Raw genomic sequence first — 18,866 nt, 5'->3', positions numbered from 1 at the left:
CCGTACTCAGTCTTTATAACTCGCGTCGATCCGGTCGACCTTGCGCACCAGTGCGTCGAACACATCCTGCCCCGCGCCGTGACGCGGGTCGAACTGCAACGCGTCGCGCGAGCAGCGTATCGCCACCGCCTCCGGTATCCGACGCGCGCTGCCCATGGCGAACGTCGCCATCTGGATTTCGCATGCGCGGTTGAGCGTCCACAACACGGCGAAAGTCTGCGGCAGCGTATGGCCCCACGCGAGCAAACCGTGATTGCGCAGAATCACCGCCTGCTTATTGCCGATATGTTCGAGCAGACGCGGCCCCTCCTCCGCATGCACGGTAATGCCTTCGAAATCGTGATACGCGATGCGGTCATGCAGTTGCGCGCTGTAGAAGTTGGTCTGCTCCAGACCATTTTCCAGACAGGCCACCGCCACGCCCGCAGTGGTATGCGTGTGCATCACGCAGTGCGCGTCGGGCAGACCTTCGTGAATCGCCGCATGCACGACGAAGCCGGCCGGATTCACCGGATACCGCGAGTGGTCGAGCACGCGGCCTTGCGCGTCGATCTTCACGAGGTTGCTGGCTGTTACTTCACTGTAGTGCAATCCGAACGGATTGATCAGGAAATGCCGCTCGTTGCCGCTCACGCTCGACGGCACGCGCAACGTAATGTGGTTGTAGATCATCTCGGTCCAGCCGAGCATGTCGAAAATCCGGTAGCAGGCGGCCAGTTGCACGCGCGCTTGCCATTCGTCGGGATGCATCGCGGTGGCCGACGGCGCGACAGCGGGTTGTAGTTCGAGGGTTGTCATCGAAGTCTCCGTTTTACGTGCCTTTCGCAGACACGAACAGGTTGCACGCAGCGCTCAGGCGCCGTTCACCACCGCCGCGATCGACGACGCCACATAGCCTGCGTTGCGCGCGTTCAGCCCGGCCACGCACATGCGGCCCGAGCGCAGCACGTACACCGCGTGCTCGCTGCGCAGACGCTCGACCTGGCTTTCGGTCAGACCCGTATAGGTGAACATGCCGCGCTGCGCGATATAGCGCGTGCGCATCACATCGTCGACACGGCCCGCGAGTCCGTCGTGGATCGTCTTGCGCATCGCGAGAATGCGTTCGCGCATGCCGCCGAGTTCGGCGTCCCACGACGCGCGTAACGCAGGACTGGACAGCACGTTCGCCACGAGGCGCGCGCCGTGGGTGGGCGGATTGCTATAGTTCGCGCGCACCGTCGACATCAACTGGCCGAGCACGCGTGACGCCTCCTCGCTGCTTCTGCACACGACGCTCAGCGCGCCGCAGCGCTCGCCGTACAGCGAGAAATTCTTCGAAAACGAATTCGCGACGATCAACGCAATGCCCGCGTCAGCCAGCAGACGCACGCACGCCGCGTCTTCATCGAGACCCGCGCCGAAGCCCTGATACGCCATGTCGACGAACGCAATCAGCTTGCGGCGTTGCAGTACCGGCACCAGTTCGGCCCACTGCGCCGGGCTCAGGTCGACGCCAGTGGGGTTATGGCAGCACGCATGCAGTAATACGATGCTGCGCTCCGGCAGACGGCCGATCGTCTCGACCATGTCGGCGAAACGCAGGCCGCCAGTCTGCTCGTCGTAATACGGATAGGTGTTGACGGTCAGGCCCGCGCCCTCGAACACCACGCGATGGTTTTCCCAACTCGGGTCGCTGATCCACATCTGCGAAGCCGGGAAGTAGCGCTTGAGGAAATCGGCGCCCACTTTCAATGCGCCCGAGCCGCCGATGGTTTGCAGCGTGGCGATCCGCCCGGCCGCGCGCATCGGGTTGTCCGCGCCGAAAACGAGCGCCTGTGCGGCGTCGCGGTACAACGGAAGGCCTGCCATCGGCAGATACGAACGCGGGCCGATCGAGTCGAGCAGCGCCGTTTCCGCGCGACGCACCGCCTCCATGACGGGCAGCTTGCCGGCGTCATCGAAATAGATGCCGATGCTCAGGTTGACCTTGTTGGGTCGCGGGTCGAGCTGGAAATCCTCGTTCAGGCTCAGAATCGGGTCGCCTGGATAGGCGGGAATGTGGTCGAACATCGTCAATCCTTCAATGAAACGCTGATTGCGGTTGCGGCGAGCCTGGCGCTGCGCGGCAAGCCGCGAGGCGAAACGGTGTGTTCGAGCGACGGTGCACGAAACCGGATGCGAAAGTCTAAGCGTGTTTCACGGTATGCGTCGATTGGGGCAAGTCTCGGTGATCCGGCCGCCAGACACAATCAATCGATTTTTCACGATTCGTAAGTTTTTCTTTAGAATCGCCGTATGCCCCTCACACGCGTTACGATCCGCCAGTTCGAAGCCTTTCTCGCCATCGTCGATCTGCACAGTATCGGCGCGGCGGCGGAACGGCTCGGCCTGACCTCGTCCGCCGTCAGCCAGTTGCTCGCGGAACTGGAAACGGAACTCGGGTTCCGTCTGTTCGACCGGACCACGCGGCGCGTCGATCTGTCGAGCGCGGGGCAGGATTTTCTGTCGTCGGCGGAATCGGTTTTGCGCCACGTACGCGCCGCCGCGCAATCCGCTGACGACATCCGCAATCGCGCCGCCGGCATCGTCCGCGTAGGCGCGCCGCTCGTGATCGCGGCCACGGCATTGCCTGCCGCCATCGCCGAATATGCGCGCGACAAGCCTAAAGTCGTCGTGCGCGTTTGCGATACCGTGGTCGAGCAACTGGTGGAGCGCGTAGAAAGTGGCGACGTGGATCTGGCCATCGGTCCGAACCGGCAAAGCGGCTCACGCGTGCGCTGCGACCCCGCGTTCACGAGCCCGTGGGTGATGTGGTGCGCGGCAACGCATCCGCTCGCCGCGCGCCGCCGCGTGCAATGGCGGCATCTGCGCGAGGTGCCGATCATTGCCACGGGCCGCGACCACGAACGCGCGGTCGCGCAGATGCTGGCCAACCTGCCGGTCGAGGCGCGCATCATTCCGGTCGATGTGGTGGACAACGTCACGACCGCGTTCGGCATCGCCGCGCACGGACTCGCGGTGACGCTCGCGCCGGCCTATGTGGCGCCCCTCGCGCGCACATTCGGGCTGGTGATGAAACGGATCGTCGATCCGGAAACGATTCGCGACATCTGCGTGTATCGCTCGACAGAGCGGACGTTGTCGCCGCCGGCGGACGGCTTTGCTGAATTCGTGATGCCGTGGCTCAAACGCTGGGACCGCGAGACGCAAGCGCAGGCGCGAGGTAAGCGCGTTTGAGACGGCGCGTCGTTTTGTTGCTGTGCGCGAACTGTTGCTGGCCTTGATTACCGATCGAGCATCCCGGCGCTGCGCTTCCCTGCCGCCTTCCAGCTCATCTTCCAGCTCATCCTCGGCCTCGATCCACGCCCCATTCCGGCTGCAAACATAGTGCGAAGAGCTGCCGCTGGCTCGATATCCCAAGCCGCGCATAGGCGCGCTTCTGATACGTAATCACGCTCGCCGGTTTGACGCCCATCTGCTGCGCGATCTCGGCGGCGCTCGCACCCTCCAGCGTCCCGCGCAGCACATCCAGTTCACGCGGCGTCAGCGCCGGGCATGCCCGCCGCACACGCGCGAGCATTGCCGCCGCCGGTCCCTGCTGATGCTGACCGTTGAGCGAATAGTGGCTCTTCGCCGCATGGGCGAACAGAGGGGCGACGCTTTCCACGCGCTCCACCTCGCCGGGCCCGAACATGCCATAAGCACGATCGCGATACAGGTTGATCGAGAGCCACACGCGTTCCACAGGTTGCATCAGCAACGACAACCGGTCGGACACATTTGGCTGCGCATAGCACGCCGCCCGATAGGCTTCGTTCTCGATCTCTTCGCTTTGTTGCTGATGCAACAACAGCGCGTCTTGCGCCCGCCGTTTGAGCGGACTGCCGATGATCGCGCGATTGCCGTCGAGTGCATAGAAATGCGTGGTGTAGCGATCGGCAACGTCGCGCAAAAAGCGGCCGCCCCGATGATCCGCTGCGGACACGGTGCGCGGCCGTGCGTCGAATTCATACGCGAAGATGGTGCACTGCGAGACCGGCAACATGTCACCGACAGTCTTCAGCATGCTCGCCGCGAGCGCGTCCGGGTCGGCCTGCGAGATCGACATGACGAGGTCGCTCGCGCGCGCGGTGCTGATCTGTCCGCTTCGATTCGACGGAGAAATACGCCAGAAACGCATGATGGAGATGGGCTCGCGCTGCGTGGATTCGGTTCAGGCAAGCGTAGCACAGTGCGTCACTGCCGCATTACTTGCGCGTGAAGGAACCTCGCTGCAACGTGACCATTCTCGGCAGTTCGATCGTAAACGCCGTGCCGACTGTTTCGTCGGAATGCACGGACACGCTGCCGCCATGCATCCGGGCAATCTCCTGCACGATGTGCAGACCGAGACCCAGCCCCTCGCGCGAGCGCGACCCGCTGCCATTCTGCCCGAACGCCTTGAACAGATAGGGAAACACCTCGGTCGGGATCGTGCCGGGATTCGCCACTTTCAGGCGCACGACATCGCTCGACTCGCCGTCTACTTCCACGCCGATGTCGCCGCCCGGCGCACCGTGATGCAGCGCATTGCTGATCAGATTCGACACGGCCTGCCACACCAGATCGGTGTCCCACGCACCGGCCGTATCGCCGCGCGCCGCGAACACGATCCGCTTGCCGTTTTCGCGCGACGCGAACTCGTCGATCACCGAACGGCACAGCGTCGCCAGTTCGATCGACCGCGGCTGCAACGGCAGCCGGCCGCCTTGCAAACGCGCGAGATTGAGCAGTTGATCGACCATGCGCGCCATGCGCAGCGAGCTGTTTTTCACGCGCGTGGCAACGGCCGCCGACTGCTCGTCCGCGGCGGTGCGCATCAGATATTCCGCCGATGCCAGCACCGCGCCCAACGGCGTGCGCAGATCGTGGCTCAGCACCGCCATCAGCATTTCGTTCGCTTCGAGCATCTGGCGCGTGGTCACGAGCTGCGCGGCAAGCTGGCGCTTCTGCTGCTCAAGTTGCACGAACACATCGACTTTCGATTGCAGGATGCGCGGGTCGAACGGCTTGTAGAGAAAGTCGACCGCGCCGGCCTCGTAGCCTCGGAACGTGCGCGAGGCGTCCTGCGCGGTGGCCGTCAGAAAGATGATCGGCACGTGCGACGTACGCGGACTGCCGCGCATCAACGCCGCGAGCTCGAAGCCGTTCATGCCGGGCATGTTGACGTCGAGGATGGCGAGCGCCACTTCGTGCTTGAGCAGCAGGTCGAGCGCCGCGGTACCGGAATCGGCCACGAGCACGGCCACATCCGGACGCGTGAGCAACGCCTGGAGCGCGGTGATGTTGTGGACGATGTCGTCGACGATCAGGATATTCACGGGTGCGTTCGTCATGGCATCGTTCTGAGAGAGGCCGGCAGTGCAGCAAGCCGCCGGGCCATGGTTTCGGGAGAGTAAATGAAGTCGGCCGCGCCGCGTTCGATCGCGGCGCGTGGCATCTCGGGGGAACTGGCGCTGTCGGGCGCCTGCACCCACGCGGTGCCGCCCAGCGCGCGCACGCGCTTCAAGCCGTTTGCGCCGTCGTCGTTTGCGCCGGACAGCAGAATGGCGAGCAGGCGCTCGCCATACACGGCGGCCGCAGATTCGAACAGTACGTCGATCGACGGACGCGAAAAACGCACGGCGGCGTCGGTGGACAACGCCACTGTGCCGTCCACTTCCACCAGCATGTGATAGCCGGGTGGCGCGACATGCACGCGTCCCGGCAAAATGCGCTCGCCGGCGTCCGGTTCGAGCACGGGCAACGCGCAGCGATGTGCGAGCGCCTGCACGAGATAGCTCGGCGAGTCGGGCGGCAAATGCGTGACGATCATCACGGCCGGTGCGAACCGCGCGGGCAACGCGGCCAGCAGCACGCTGAGCGCCTCGATACCGCCCGCCGAACCGCCGATCACGACCAGCTCGAACGCGCGTCCGCCCCCGGCGCTCGGGTCCGCATGGACGGCTGGCTTGACGATTGACGGTGACATGATGAGCGTACTAGCGTTTCTGATAAATGCGTTCGGCCGGACGGAATTCGTCGAACGCCTGGTAATGACTTGAAAAGCGCAGACTTTCCTTGCTGCCGAGGCCCAGAAAGCCACGCCGCACGAGCGCGTTTTCGAAGAGGCCAAGCGCGCGGTCCTGCAGGCCGCGATCGAAATAGATCAGTACATTGCGGCACGACACCAGATGCGCTTCGAGGAAAACTTCGTCGGTCGACAGGCTGTGATCGGCGAACACCACGCGGTCTTTCAGCGAGCCCGCGAAGCGCGCGCCGCCATAAGCCGCATGATAGTAGTCCGCCAACGAACGCTTGCCGCCTGCGGCCAGATAGTTCTGCGTAAAGCCCTGAATCCGCTCGAGCGAGTAGATACCGGATTCGGCGCGCGCCAATGCGTCGGGATTGATGTCGGTCGCGTAGAACAGCGTGCGCTCAGTAAGCCCTTCCTCGTCGAACAGGATTTTCAGCGACCACAGTTCCTCGCCGGTGCTGCAACCCGCTACCCACACCTTGATGGAAGGATACGTGCGCAAGCGCGGCAACACGTGTTCGCGCAGCGCGAGGAAATACGCCGGATCGCGGAACATGTCGCTGACCTGCACCGTCAGGTACTGGAACAGCCGCGAGAATTCGTCGCCGCTGCGCATGATGCGGTCCTGCATCTGCGACAGCGAACGCAGCCCGAACTCCTCCAGCGCCTGCGTGAGACGGCGACGCAGCGACGACATCGCGTAATGGCGAAAATCGTGCTGATACTTGAGGTAAATCGCCTCCAGCAGCAGTTTCAACTCGATGTCGAAATCGCTGATCCGTTGGGGCGCGTCGAATTCGGAGCGGCTCATCGTGTTCCCGTGCTTCCGTTACGCTTTCTGCGGTGCATGCGCGCCGGCTACCGTTGCCGCAGCCAGACGCGGCACAGCGCGACGAGCTTGTCGACGTCGATCGGCTTGGACACGTAATCGTCGGCGCCCGCTTCGAGGCAGCGCGCACGATCGTTCGCCATGGCCTTCGCGGTCAGAGCGATGATCGGCAGATGGGTGAAACGCGGATTGCGGCGGATTTCGCCCATCGCGGTGATGCCGTCCATTTCCGGCATCATGATGTCCATCAGGATCAGATGCACTTCGGGGCCGTTCTCCAGCACCTCCAGCGCCTCGCGGCCATTGCGCGCGATCTGCAGCTTCGCGCCGAGCGGTTCCAGCACGTGCGAGAGCGCGAAAATATTGCGGACGTCGTCTTCGGCGAGCAGGATCGTGCGGTCCTCGAAAGCGTTGTCGCGTTGACGCACGGTGCGCAGCATCCGTTGCTGTTCGGGCGCGAGCGACGACTCCACGCTATGCAGGAACAGCGTGACTTCGTCGAGCAGACGTTCCGGCGACTTCGCGCCCTTGATGATGATCGACTTCGAGTAGCGGCGCAGGCGGTGCTCTTCTTCGTCGGACAGCATGCGGCCCGTGTAGACGATCACCGGCAGCGCAGCATGCGCGGTGTTCGCAGCCAGCCGTTCGAGCAGGTCGTAGCCGGTGCCGTCGGGCAGCGCGAGATCGGTCACCACGCAATCGAACGTGAATTTCGCGAGGTATTCCAGCGCTTCGGCCAGTGTCGCGACCGCCACGATCTCGGTGTTCTCGCTTTGCAGCAGCGCGCGAATGCTTTCGCGCATCGGCGCGTCGTCCTCGATCACCAGCACCCGTTTGAGGCGCTGTTGCAAACGCGCTTCAAGGCGGCGGATCGCGGCCTCCATCGTGCTGCGCGCAGTCGGCTTGAGCGTGTAGCCGATTGCGCCCAGGTGCAGCGCCTTGTCGGCGTGATCGGTGGCGGAGACGATGTGAATCGGAATGTGCCGCGTGAGCGGATCGTTCTTCAGCCATTCGAGCACCGTTAGGCCGGAACGGTCGGGCAGGCCGACGTCGAGCAGCACGGCTGCCGGGCGCATGTCACGCACCAGTGCGAGGCCGCTCGCGGCGTCGCTTGCATGAACGAAGTCGAAATCGAGCTCGTGCGTCAGATCACGCAGGATTTCGGCGAAGGCGAGATCGTCTTCGACCGCGATGATCAGGCGGCCGGCGCGGGTGCGGTTGTCGCGATCGTCCGCGATCGGGCCGCTCGTGGCCTCGGGCGCCTTGCCAATGATGAGCCCGTTCGCGGGCGTGATCACCGCCGGCTGCACGTTGGCCGACGCGCCGCGCGTGAGCAGCGGCTCGGCCGTGGTCTCAGCCGCGGCAGGTTGCGATGGGAAGGCGGGGCTGTGCGTGAACATCGGCGACGGGCTTGCTGCCGCGGTGCGCGGATACGCTGCTGCGTGCGCCGCGGACTGCGCGGCTGCGTGCGGCGCTGCGTTCATGGACAAGCCGGCGAGTGCGGCCTCGGCGTCGAGCGGCAGCCACAGCGTGAAAACGCTGCCCTTGCCTACTTCGCTCGCCACGGTGATGCGGCCGCCAATGAGACGCGAGAACTCGCGTGAAATCGACAGTCCCAGCCCGCTGCCGCCATATTGACGGCTGGTGGACCCATCGGCCTGCTGGAACGCCTCGAAAATCATCTCCAGCTTGTCCGCCGGGATGCCGATGCCGGAGTCGCGCACGTCGATGCGCAGCAGGTTATCCGCCGCGGGCGCGACCGACAGCGACACTTCGCCCTGATCCGTGAACTTGACCGCGTTCGAAAGCAGGTTGCGCAGAATCTGCGTGACGCGCTGCCCGTCGGTCACGACCGTGTCCGGCGTGCCGGGCGCGCGGTCGAACGTGAGACGCAGGTGCTTGTTGCCTGCGATCGGCCGGAACATTTCTTCGAGCGACTGCAGTGTCGCGTCAACCGATACGGTTTCGAGCTCGACGGTGACCTGACCGGCTTCGACTTTCGACAGGTCAAGAATGTCGTTGATCAGCACCAGCAAATCGCTGTTCGACGCGTGAATCGTTTCCGCATAGCGCACCTGTTCCTCGGTGAGATTGCCGGTACGATTCTGCTGCAGGAGCTTTGCGAGAATCAGCGAACTGTTCAGCGGCGTGCGCAATTCGTGCGACATGTTGGCGAGGAACTCGGACTTGTAGCGGCTCGACTGTTCGAGCCGCTCGGCGTTGGCCGCCAGATCGTCCTGCGCGCGCAACAGGTCGGACTTTTGCCGTTCGAGCCGTTGCGCGTACTCCTCGAGCTGCACGTTGGTCTGTTCAAGTTCCGCCTGCTGCGCCTCGAGCCGCGTTTGCGACTCCATCAGCGCGCGGCCGCGCTCTTCCAGCCCCTCGTTCGACACGCGCAACTCTTCCTGCTGTACCTGCAACTCTTCGTTCAGCTGCTGCGTTTCCGCCAACGCGTCCTGCAGACGTTCGCGATACAGCGCGGCTTCGATAAAGTCGCCCATGTTGCTGCGGATCAGTTCCATGAACTCCTGATCGCGCGGGCCGAGTTCGCGAATGAAGCCCAGCTCGACAACACCGTTGACCTGGCCGTCGTTGTCGATCGGCATGATGAGCAGGTTCTTTGGCGCGCTGCGGCCCGTGGCCGACACGACCTGAATGTAGTTATCCGGCACATCGCGCAGAACCAGCGTGCGGCGCGCGACCGCGGCCTGGCCCACCAGCGTTTCCGCATCCTCGAAATGACGGTCCGCGGCCTGTTCGCTCTCGCGGCTGAAGCCATAGGCGGCGATGCGGCGCAACGTGCCATGCTGCTTGTCGCGCACATAGAGCGCGCCGACGGCAGCGTCGAGATATTCGGCGAGGAAATCGAGCATTGCGCGGCCGACCAGTTTCGGCGTGGCCTGTCCGACCACTTTCTCGGCGAGCAGACGCTGCCCCGAGCGCAACCAGACCTGCTGCTGCAGAATCTCGGTCTGTTCGGCCTGACGACGCAACACGCCGTCATACGTGGACGACAGGCTCATCAGTTCGCGACGCCCCATCCATGCGAGCAGCGCGCTCACGCTCAGGCTGAACAGCAGAAACACGCTCACGAGCGTGGTGGTGACGCGGTGCGTGGCTTCGGCGCGCTGCTGGCGCAAACCCAGTTCGACGCCGAGAAAATCGTCGAATTCGTGGCGCATCTCCTCGAATTCGAGTGCGCCGCGGCCGGTCGACACGGCGCCCTGGAAGTCCTGATGGCGGCGCCGCGCGTCGATCAGCTCTTCGGCCACGCGGCTCCAGCGGTCCTGAATCGCGTCGATCTGCTTGAGCTTGGCGACTTGCGGCGGATTATCGGAGACGAGAGCCTGCAACGCGTCGAGTTGCGATTTGAAGCGCGGGCCGCCCGTCTCGTACGGCGTGAGGAATTTCTCGTCGCCGGTAATCAGAAAGCCGCGCATGGACGATTGACGGTCTACCGCCAGACGCAGCATTTCATTGGCCTGGCCGATCACGCGCTCGGAATGCTCGGCCCAGTTCATCGTGGACACGAGATAAGCGATCAGGCCGACGAACACGGCGATCGTGACGAGACCGACTACGAGTGGCAGCGCAATATTGCGGCGAATGATGCTGCGAAAACGATTCTGGTCGACGGCCTGGGATGCGGTCATTTTTTCAGTCTTCGGGCGTAGCGAATCAAGCGATTCGGAATATTTTTCGGGTTTCCGTGGCGCTTTTTTGAGATGCGGCGCGACCGGCGTAATCATACAGGATGAGGTCTGTCCTGCGACCTGCTACAGCCGGTTGCGCCTTACTGGGCGGGGCTATCACCAGACGACGCAACTTTGCGCAGCCCGCGCGGGTCAATCCTGCGAAGAATCAGATCATCGCGAATTCTTCACCTCCTGCTCCGTCACCCTCCACTCTTTTCCGTTAGCCGATGACCCTCGACCTTCATGCCGATTGGCCACGCTGTTCCCCTGAATTCGCCGCGCACGCACCATTGCGCACCTGCGCACGCGCCGTCGCGTTGGCCGCCGTGCTGGCCACGGCCGTGTGGCATGCGTCGCCGGCGGGTGCCGCTTCGCCGTCGGGCCCAGCTGCCCCGGCTGTCCCAGCCTCCGCCGCAGTCGCAGCCGCCACGCGCGCGACCAGCGGCGTGACCCGCGCCGCGCTGCATGTCGAAGCGCCCGCGCAAAGCTCGCCGGTGGTCGCGGTGCCGCCGTCCGAGCAATATCCCGTGCTCTATCGCGACGTGGAACTCGCGCATTTGTACCCGGACAGCAAGACCTTCGCGGACATGGTCCCGCTGTCGGCGCCCGCGCAGATCGCCGCGGCCTACGATGCCGCGAAACAGCAACCCAACTTCAGCCTCGCCGATTTCGTGAAGCACAACTTCACGTTGCCGGCGCGCGCATCGAAGGCGTATGTGTCGGATCCGAATCAGAACGTGGTCGACCATATCGACACGTTGTGGAATGTTCTGCGGCGCGATCCCGATGCAACGGCGAGCCCGTGGTCGTCGCTGCTGCCGCTGCCGTATCCGTACATCGTGCCGGGCGACCGCTTCGACGAGATCTATTACTGGGACTCGTTTTTCATCATGCTCGGCCTCGAAGAAAGCGGGCAGCATGCGCTCGTCGTCGATGAACTGAAAAACTTCGCGACCCTGATCGACCGCTACGGTCATATTCCGAACGGCAACCGCACCTACTATCTGAGCCGCTCGCAGCCACCGTTTTTTGCGCAGATGGTGCGGCTCGTCGCCGACAGGGACGGCGACGCCGTCTATGCGCAATACCTGCCCGAACTGGAACGCGAGTACGCATACTGGATGAACGGCAGCGAAGGACTGCCGGCGGGCAACGCGAACCGGCATGTCGTGCGCCTGCAGGACGGCACGTTGCTCAACCGCTACTGGGACGAACGCGCAGCGCCACGCGACGAGTCATACCGCGAGGACGTACTTACCGCGCAGCAGATGCCGCAACGCGACTCCGCGGATTTGTGGCGCAACCTGCGCGCGGGCGGCGAGACCGGCTGGGACTTCAGCTCGCGCTGGTTCGCGGACGGCAAGACACTCGCCACCGTGGATGTCACGTCGCTCGTCCCGGTGGATCTGAACAGCTTGCTGGTCGATCTCGAACGCACGCTTGCGAAGGGCTATCGTCTGCGTGGCGACGTGACGCACGCCGAGAACATGGAGCAGCGTGCCAACACGCGTGCCGACGCGATCCGCCGCCTGCTATGGGACCCGCAGATGCAGGCGTTCGGCGACTACGACTTCGTGAACCACAAGCTGACGCACCGGCTCAGCGCCGCGACGGTATATCCGCTATACGCCGGTGTGGCCAGCCGGCAGCAGGCGAAGACCGTGGCGGCCACCGTGCGGCGCGAATTGCTGCGGCCCGGCGGCCTCGCCACCACGCAGGTGAACAGCGGCCAGCAATGGGACGAGCCGAACGGCTGGGCGCCGCTGCAATACCTCGCGGTCATGGGCTTGCGTCGGTACAGCGAGCCCGCGCTTGCGCAAACCATTGCGACACGCTGGATAAAAACCAACGTGTCGTACTACCAGCACACGGGCAAACTCGTCGAAAAATACGATGTGGACGCAACCACATCCGGCGTCTCGGCAGGCGGCGGCGAATACCCGCTTCAGGATGGCTTTGGCTGGACCAACGGGGTGCTGCGCGCACTGCTCCTGCTTTATCCGCAGACCGTGCAAGCCACGCGGCCGAGCGACATTCCCGAAGGTCCGGCAGGTGTGTCGGCGGCGGCAGCGTCCGCCGCCGTTGCGCCGAAGAATAGCCACCGTCTGCACGAAAGCACGCGCGTCAATCCGTAAGCGTTCTTTCATTACGCGCAAAGAAAATGGCCGGTTTGCCTCAACCGGCCATTTTCTGTTTCCACCTGCAGCCTACACGCGGGTTACGTGCAAGCTGCAGGCGCGCTACGTGCGCGCTGCATGCGGGCTATTTGCGGCTCGTTGCGGCCACACGCAGCCAACATTGCCCGTGCTTAAGCCGGCACCGATTCGGCCTGCGCGGCACGCGACCACACGCGATGCTGCCCGGCCACTTCGACGAATTTCTTCAGCACGTCGGCGACCTGCTTGTCGTCGCCGGTGACCACGCCGTCGGCATCATGCGGCAAGTGCGCGGCGGCAACCACGTCTCGCCCCGCGCCGATCGCCGCAATGGCCTTCAGATGCTTGAACGCCTCCAGCACGAAGTGGCGCGCGTCGCCCGATTGCGCGAGCATCTTCGCACCGGCGTCGCCGCCCACCACGATCACCGCGTCGAACATGATCGACGGCAAGCCGGCAATCGTCGCATCCGGTGCGAGGCCGTCGATCGCGGCCAGCGTCGGCGCGATCAGCATGGGCGCCGCGCCCTCGCCTTGCAACGCCTGCTGCAGTTTCCTGATCGAAGCGCCATCGGAACCGGGCGCAGCGAGCAATGCGATCTTGCGGGTCTTGATGCCGGGCTTGACACGATTGAGCAGGCTCAGTGCCGGTGAATCCTTGGGACCGGACAGCTTGACCGTGCCTTTCTTCGGCGCGGGCAAGCCCAGCCCTTCGGCAACCTGCGCGGCGAGGTCCGCGTCGAAGTTGGCAAGGATTTCGTTGACCACGCGCGCGCGGATCTCGGGCCGCGTCACCTTGCCGAGTTCGAACTGGTAGGCCGCGGCAATGTGGTCCTTTTCCGGTTGCGACATGCTGTTATAGAACAGCGCGGCCTGCGAGAAATGATCGCCGAACGATTCGCTGCGCACGCGAATCTTGGTGCCGTCCACACGCTCCTGATAGGTTTCGAAGCCGCCGTCCGACGCAGCCGGTTCGGTCTCTTTCGGCCAGCCGCCGCTCACGGAGTTCGGTTCGTATGATGCCTGTCCGACGTTGATGGCCTGGCGGTGCATCGCATCGCGCTGATTGTTGACGAACGGCACGACGGGCCGGTTGATCGGAATCTCGTGGAAGTTCGGGCCACCCAGGCGGCTGATCTGCGTATCCGTGTACGAGAACAGGCGACCCTGCAACAGCGGGTCGTTCGAGAAGTCGATACCCGGCACGATATGCCCCGGGTGAAACGCGACCTGCTCGGTCTCGGCAAAGAAGTTATCCGGATTGCGATTGAGCGTCATCTTGCCGATGATTTTCACGGGCACCAGTTCTTCGGGGATCAGCTTGGTCGGATCGAGCAGATCGAAATCGAAGCTGTGTTCGTCTTTTTCTTCGATGATCTGCACCCCCAGCTCGAACTCCGGGTAATCGCCGCGCTCGATCGCTTCCCACAGATCGCGTCGGTGAAAGTCCGGGTCCTTGCCGGCCAGCTTCTGCGCTTCGTCCCACAGCAGCGAGTACGATCCCAGCACCGGACGCCAGTGGAATTTGACGAAACGTCCTTCGCCTTTCGCGTTGACGAAGCGGAACGTGTGAATGCCGAAGCCTTCCATTGTGCGAAGACTGCGCGGAATCGCGCGGTCCGACATGGTCCAGAGCACCATATGCGCGGATTCAGGCACGAGCGATACGAAATCCCAGAACGTGTCGTGTGCCGAGCCGCCCGTTGGCATTTCATTCGGCGCTTCGGGCTTCACCGCATGCACGAAGTCGGGAAACTTGATTGCGTCCTGAATGAAGAACACCGGCATGTTGTTGCCGACCAGATCGTAATTACCTTCCTGGGTGTAGAACTTCACCGCGAAACCACGTACGTCGCGAACCGTATCGGCCGATCCACGCGGACCCTGCACGGTCGAAAAGCGCACGTACACCGGCGTTTGTACCGACGGGTCCTGCAGGAATGCCGCCTTCGTATACTCGCTCATCGACTCGTACACCTGAAACACGCCATGCGCCGCCGAGCCGCGCGCATGCACGATGCGCTCGGGAATGCGCTCATGGTCGAAGTGCGTGATCTTCTCACGCATGATGAAGTCTTCAAGCAGCGACGGGCCGCGCGGACCTGCTCGCAGCGTGTTCTGGTTGTCGGAGATCTTGACGCCCTGATTGGTTCTCAATGCCTGTCCTTCAGGGCTGACGCGAAACTGCTGGAGGTCCTTCGATTTCAGATCATTCGCCGGCACGTCTGCTTTCGCCTTCGCCTGGGCGTTGGCTGCTGCCGGCTTCGTGTTCGTCTTACCTGCCATGGGAATCTGCTCCTTGTTCGGGGCGCGGCGGTGGGGGAATCCGGGCTCGCGCGCGGAAAGAGGGAGCAAACGTTGTACCCGCTAGTTAAATCCTGGCGCTTGCGCCGCGGTACACGTGCCTTGGGGAGCCCACTTATACAAAATGCGCACCGGCAACTGGGTTTCGCGTGTCTGCGGCTTGCGGATCGAGGGACGTTGACCGGACTGTACGAACTCCACGCGTTGCGACGCACCCCATAGTGCCGGCATGCTCGCCCTCAGTCTTCGACTGCGCTATCAGAGCGGAAATTTCGTGGTCGAAAGGATCTCCTTGAGCACCATGAACGACCGGATCTGCCGCACACCCGGCAGATAGAGCAGTTGCTCCGCGTGCAGACGGTTAAAACTCTCGCTGTCGCGCGTGCGGATGGTCATGAAGTAGTCGAATTCGCCGGTCACCACGTGACATTCCATGCAGCCGGCCACCTTCTGCGCCGCCTTTTCGAACTCGGCAAACGACTCGGGCGTGGAGCGGTCCAGCACCACGCCAATCACCACCAGCATGCCCGCGCCTGCGGCCTTCGGGTCGATCAGGGCGACTACGCCGCGAATCAGGCCCGACTCCTTGAGACGCTCTACGCGACGCAGGCAAGCCGGCGCGCTGAGCTTCACTTTCGCCGCCAGGGCGACGTTGGAGATCGACGCGTCGGTCTGCAACTGCCGCAGAATTGCGCGGTCGATGCGATCGAGCGATTGCAGTGCATTACCCGGACGGGCGGCAAGCGGAGTCGCCGCACTTATCGCACGGCGAAATTTTGTTGCGCTCATGGTCTTTCAAGCCTTGTTTTATTAGGCCGTACTGTTCTGGACAATTTTAAAAGTACGTCTAACCCATTTTTTTCGCAAGCTCATTTCCGGCGCTTTTACCTACCATGTTTTGCAACGCGATCCATAGACCACTCGCGCCCATCAATTCACCCGGAGCCGCCATGAACCTGCAACGATTCCCTCGCTACCCGCTCACTTTCGGACCCACGCCGATCCAGCCTCTGAAACGGCTCAGCGACCATCTCGGCGGCCACGTCCATCTGTATGCAAAGCGCGAGGACTGCAACAGCGGCCTTGCCTTCGGCGGCAACAAGACCCGCAAGCTCGAATATCTGATTCCTGAAGCGCTCGCACAGGGTTGCGACACGCTGGTGTCCATTGGCGGCATCCAGTCGAACCAGACGCGCCAGGTTGCCGCCGTGGCTGCGCACCTCGGCATGAAATGCGTACTCGTCCAGGAGAACTGGGTCAACTACTCGGACGCTGTCTATGACCGCGTCGGCAATATTCAGATGTCGCGCATTCTCGGCGCGGACGTGCGCCTCGTCGCGGATGGCTTCGACATCGGTTTTCGCAAGAGTTGGGAAGACGCGCTGGAAAGCGTGCGCGCGGCAGGCGGCAGGCCGTATGCGATTCCGGCAGGTTGCTCGGACCATCCACTCGGCGGACTGGGCTTTGTCGGCTTTGCAGAAGAGGTGCGGCAGCAGGAAGCTGAACTCGGCTTCAGATTCGACTACGTGGTGGTGTGTTCCGTAACCGGTAGCACGCAGGCGGGTATGGTGGTCGGATTTGCCGCCGACGGGCGCGCTGATCGCGTGATCGGTATCGACGCCTCTGCGAAACCCGCGCAAACGCGTGAGCAGATAACACGAATCGCCCAGCAGACGGCAAAGCAAGTGGACCTCGGGCGCGATATCGTCGCGCGCGATGTGGTGCTCGACGAGCGCTTCGCCGGTCCGGAATACGGTCTGCCGAACGACGGTACGCTCGATGCGATCCGCTTGTGCGCGCGGCTTGAAGGCGTGCTCACGGATCCCGTTTATGAAGGCAAGTCGATGCACGGGATGATCGAGATGGTGCGCAACGGCGAATTTCCCGCTGGTTCACGGGTACTGTATGCCCATCTCGGTGGCGTGCCGGCGCTCAATGGCTACAGCTTTATTTTCCGCAACGGCTGAGTAGCGGCCGGTCTAAGTCGCGCGTCAGCGGCGAGCCGGTGAAGCAGTCACACCGGGTTCGACGATAACAAGGAAGTGGCGCGCCTTCAGGCGATCCACTTCTTTGGCAATTGCTCGCGCAAGAACTCCACGAACGCGCGGATCGTCAGCGAAGTTTGCCGGTGCTGCGGATAAACCGCGTACACGCTCACAGCCGGTGGCAGAAACGCTTCGAGCACAGGAACGAGCTGCCCCGCCTTCAGCGCGTTCTCGACAATAAAATCAGGAAGCCGAACGATACCGAGACCGGCCACCGCGGCGTCCCGGATCAGTTCGCCATTGTTGGCCCGAAGCGGCCCGTTGACTTCGACGTTCTTCACCACGCCGTCCACCACGAATTCCCAGCTGACCGCCCCGCCGTGACCATACAGCAGACACGCGTGGCGAGCCAGATCCGCCGGTGCCTTCGGTGTGCCACGCCGGCGCAGATAGCCGGGACTGCAACACGCGACCATTCTGATGTCGACGAGCTTCTGCGCGATCAGCGTGGAATCCGGCAACGTGCCAATGCGGATCGCCATGTCGAAGCCTTCGCCGATCACGTCGACGGTACGGTCGCTCAGTTCCATATCGAAGCGCACATCGCCATGCTCGCGCAGGAACGATGCCACGAGTGGCGATAAGTGCGTCATGCCGAATGACATCGGCGCGCTGACGCGCAGCAGACCGCGTAGCCCGGCGCGCCGAACCGACATGGCCTGCTCGGCGTCCTCCACCTCACCGAGAATGCGCTTCGCTCGTTCATAGAATTCCTGCCCGAGGTCGGTCACGGCCAGCTTGCGCGTGTTGCGGATCAGCAGTTGCACACCAAGTGTCTCTTCGAGCGCCATCACGCGGCGGCTGACGAACTGCTTCGAGAGCGCGAGCCGATGTGCCGCCGCGGTGAAGTTACGGGCGTCGACCGTTGCGACAAAAATCCGCATGTCGTCGAGTTGCATAGAATTGTCTACTTCAATGAGACAGTGTTTCCGATATCAGACCGATTATATCCATCTGGATTGACTACACTGTCATTCATGGATCGCGGACAGACAACTGACCGGATCAACCCAAGGAGAAAAAGATGCTCGAAATCAGACATGCCAACCAACGCGGCCGCGCAGAGCATGGCTGGCTCAGCTCGCGTCATACGTTTTCGTTTGCGCATTATCACGATCCGAAGCAGAACGGCTTCTCTGACCTGCTCGTGATCAACGACGACCGTGTCGCGCCGGCACAAGGCTTCGGCAAGCATCCGCACCGCGATATGGAAATCTTTTCGTACGTGCTGGAGGGCGCGCTCGAACACAAGGACTCAATGGGCACCGGTTCGGTGATCGTCCCGGGCGACATCCAGTTGATGAGCGCGGGCACCGGCGTGGCGCACAGCGAATACAACCATTCAAAGAGCGAGCCCGTGCACTTCCTGCAGATCTGGATCGCACCGGCACACATGGGCACGACGCCGCGTTATCAGCAACGCCATTTCGGTGACGAACAGAAGCGCGGCAAGCTGCGCCTCGTGCTGTCACCGGATGGCGCGGACGATTCGCTCGTCGTGCAACAGGACACGCGTGTGTACGCTGGCCTCTTCAACGGCGACGAAACCGCGCGCGTCGAACTCGCCGGCAATCGCTACGCTTACGTCCATGTGGCGCGCGGCAGCGTGACGGTGAACGGCGTGGAACTCGGCGAAGGTGATGGCGCGCGAGTGCGCGGTGAAGAAGCGTTGACTTTCGCACAAGGCCATGACGCGGAAGTGCTGGTATTCGATCTGCGCGACAACGAAGTGTCCGAGTTGTGGAAGTAAGTCACGCGGGCATCACGATCCGCTGAACCGGAAACACATAAAAAAACGGCG

General features: G+C 63.1%; 14 protein-coding genes. 4 read left to right on the top strand and 10 right to left on the bottom strand.

Annotation, left to right across the window (positions count from 1 at the left end; genetic code table 11):
• Positions 1-6: 6 nt before the first annotated feature.
• Positions 7-798 carry a class II aldolase/adducin family protein gene (locus tag AAGS40_RS18975; RefSeq protein ID WP_345816319.1) on the bottom strand — a complete coding sequence of 264 codons (792 nt, stop codon included), beginning with the start codon at positions 796-798 and terminating at the stop codon, positions 7-9.
• 54 nt (positions 799-852) lie between these two features.
• Positions 853-2,052: an amino acid aminotransferase gene (locus AAGS40_RS18970; protein ID WP_345816317.1), complete on the bottom strand. Its 1,200-nt coding sequence runs from the start codon at positions 2,050-2,052 to the stop codon at positions 853-855.
• 225 nt (positions 2,053-2,277) lie between these two features.
• Here AAGS40_RS18970 and AAGS40_RS18965 point away from each other — a divergent pair, with 225 nt between their 5' ends.
• Positions 2,278-3,219, top strand: a complete 942-nt coding sequence (locus AAGS40_RS18965) for a LysR family transcriptional regulator (protein WP_345816316.1) — start codon at positions 2,278-2,280, stop codon at positions 3,217-3,219.
• A gap of 106 nt (positions 3,220-3,325) precedes the next feature.
• On the opposite strand, the gene AAGS40_RS18960 is transcribed toward AAGS40_RS18965, so the two are convergent.
• The 5 genes from AAGS40_RS18960 to AAGS40_RS18940 form a co-directional block, all read right to left on the bottom strand.
• The gene (locus tag AAGS40_RS18960) at positions 3,326-4,162 is read right to left on the bottom strand and encodes a helix-turn-helix transcriptional regulator (protein WP_345816315.1); all 837 of its coding nucleotides are present in this window, start codon (positions 4,160-4,162) and stop codon (positions 3,326-3,328) included.
• A 67-nt stretch (positions 4,163-4,229) separates the two neighbouring features.
• A complete protein-coding gene (locus AAGS40_RS18955; RefSeq protein ID WP_345816314.1) occupies positions 4,230-5,357 on the bottom strand; it encodes a hybrid sensor histidine kinase/response regulator in 1,128 nt (375 codons plus the stop codon).
• A complete protein-coding gene (locus AAGS40_RS18950) occupies positions 5,354-5,992 on the bottom strand; it encodes a chemotaxis protein CheB (RefSeq protein WP_345816313.1) in 639 nt (212 codons plus the stop codon). Before AAGS40_RS18950 ends, AAGS40_RS18955 begins: the two co-directional genes overlap by 4 nt.
• A gap of 10 nt (positions 5,993-6,002) precedes the next feature.
• Positions 6,003-6,848: a CheR family methyltransferase gene (locus AAGS40_RS18945; RefSeq protein WP_345816312.1), complete on the bottom strand. Its 846-nt coding sequence runs from the start codon at positions 6,846-6,848 to the stop codon at positions 6,003-6,005.
• Positions 6,849-6,895: 47 nt separating this feature from the next.
• Positions 6,896-10,519, bottom strand: a complete 3,624-nt coding sequence (locus AAGS40_RS18940) for a response regulator (RefSeq protein ID WP_345816311.1) — start codon at positions 10,517-10,519, stop codon at positions 6,896-6,898.
• 269 nt (positions 10,520-10,788) lie between these two features.
• Between AAGS40_RS18940 and treA the strand changes: the two genes are divergently transcribed.
• On the top strand, positions 10,789-12,696 hold the full coding sequence (gene treA / locus AAGS40_RS18935) for an alpha,alpha-trehalase TreA (RefSeq protein WP_345816310.1): 1,908 nt from the start codon (positions 10,789-10,791) through the stop codon (positions 12,694-12,696).
• 173 nt (positions 12,697-12,869) lie between these two features.
• Here the strand turns inward: treA and katE are convergent, their stop codons facing one another.
• Together katE and AAGS40_RS18925 are read right to left on the bottom strand one after the other, a co-directional pair.
• A complete protein-coding gene (gene katE / locus AAGS40_RS18930) occupies positions 12,870-15,002 on the bottom strand; it encodes a catalase HPII (protein ID WP_345816309.1) in 2,133 nt (710 codons plus the stop codon).
• Positions 15,003-15,278: 276 nt separating this feature from the next.
• Positions 15,279-15,809, bottom strand: coding sequence for an Lrp/AsnC ligand binding domain-containing protein (locus tag AAGS40_RS18925; RefSeq protein ID WP_345816308.1), 531 nt, complete (start codon positions 15,807-15,809; stop codon positions 15,279-15,281).
• Positions 15,810-15,970: 161 nt separating this feature from the next.
• Between AAGS40_RS18925 and AAGS40_RS18920 the strand changes: the two genes are divergently transcribed.
• Positions 15,971-16,987 (top strand): 1-aminocyclopropane-1-carboxylate deaminase, encoded by a 1,017-nt coding sequence (locus AAGS40_RS18920; protein WP_345816307.1) that lies wholly within the window; start codon positions 15,971-15,973, stop codon positions 16,985-16,987.
• 86 nt (positions 16,988-17,073) lie between these two features.
• Here the strand turns inward: AAGS40_RS18920 and AAGS40_RS18915 are convergent, their stop codons facing one another.
• Positions 17,074-17,964, bottom strand: a complete 891-nt coding sequence (locus AAGS40_RS18915) for a LysR family transcriptional regulator (RefSeq protein ID WP_345816306.1) — start codon at positions 17,962-17,964, stop codon at positions 17,074-17,076.
• A gap of 125 nt (positions 17,965-18,089) precedes the next feature.
• On the opposite strand from AAGS40_RS18915, the gene AAGS40_RS18910 reads away from it, so the two are divergent.
• Positions 18,090-18,815: a pirin family protein gene (locus AAGS40_RS18910; RefSeq protein ID WP_345816305.1), complete on the top strand. Its 726-nt coding sequence runs from the start codon at positions 18,090-18,092 to the stop codon at positions 18,813-18,815.
• The last annotated feature ends 51 nt before the right edge of the window (positions 18,816-18,866 follow it).

This window comes from Paraburkholderia sp. PREW-6R (assembly GCF_039621805.1).
Taxonomy (GTDB): domain Bacteria; phylum Pseudomonadota; class Gammaproteobacteria; order Burkholderiales; family Burkholderiaceae; genus Paraburkholderia.
The sequence above is the reverse complement of the archived record's forward strand: the minus strand, read 5'-3'. Positions and strand labels throughout refer to the sequence as shown.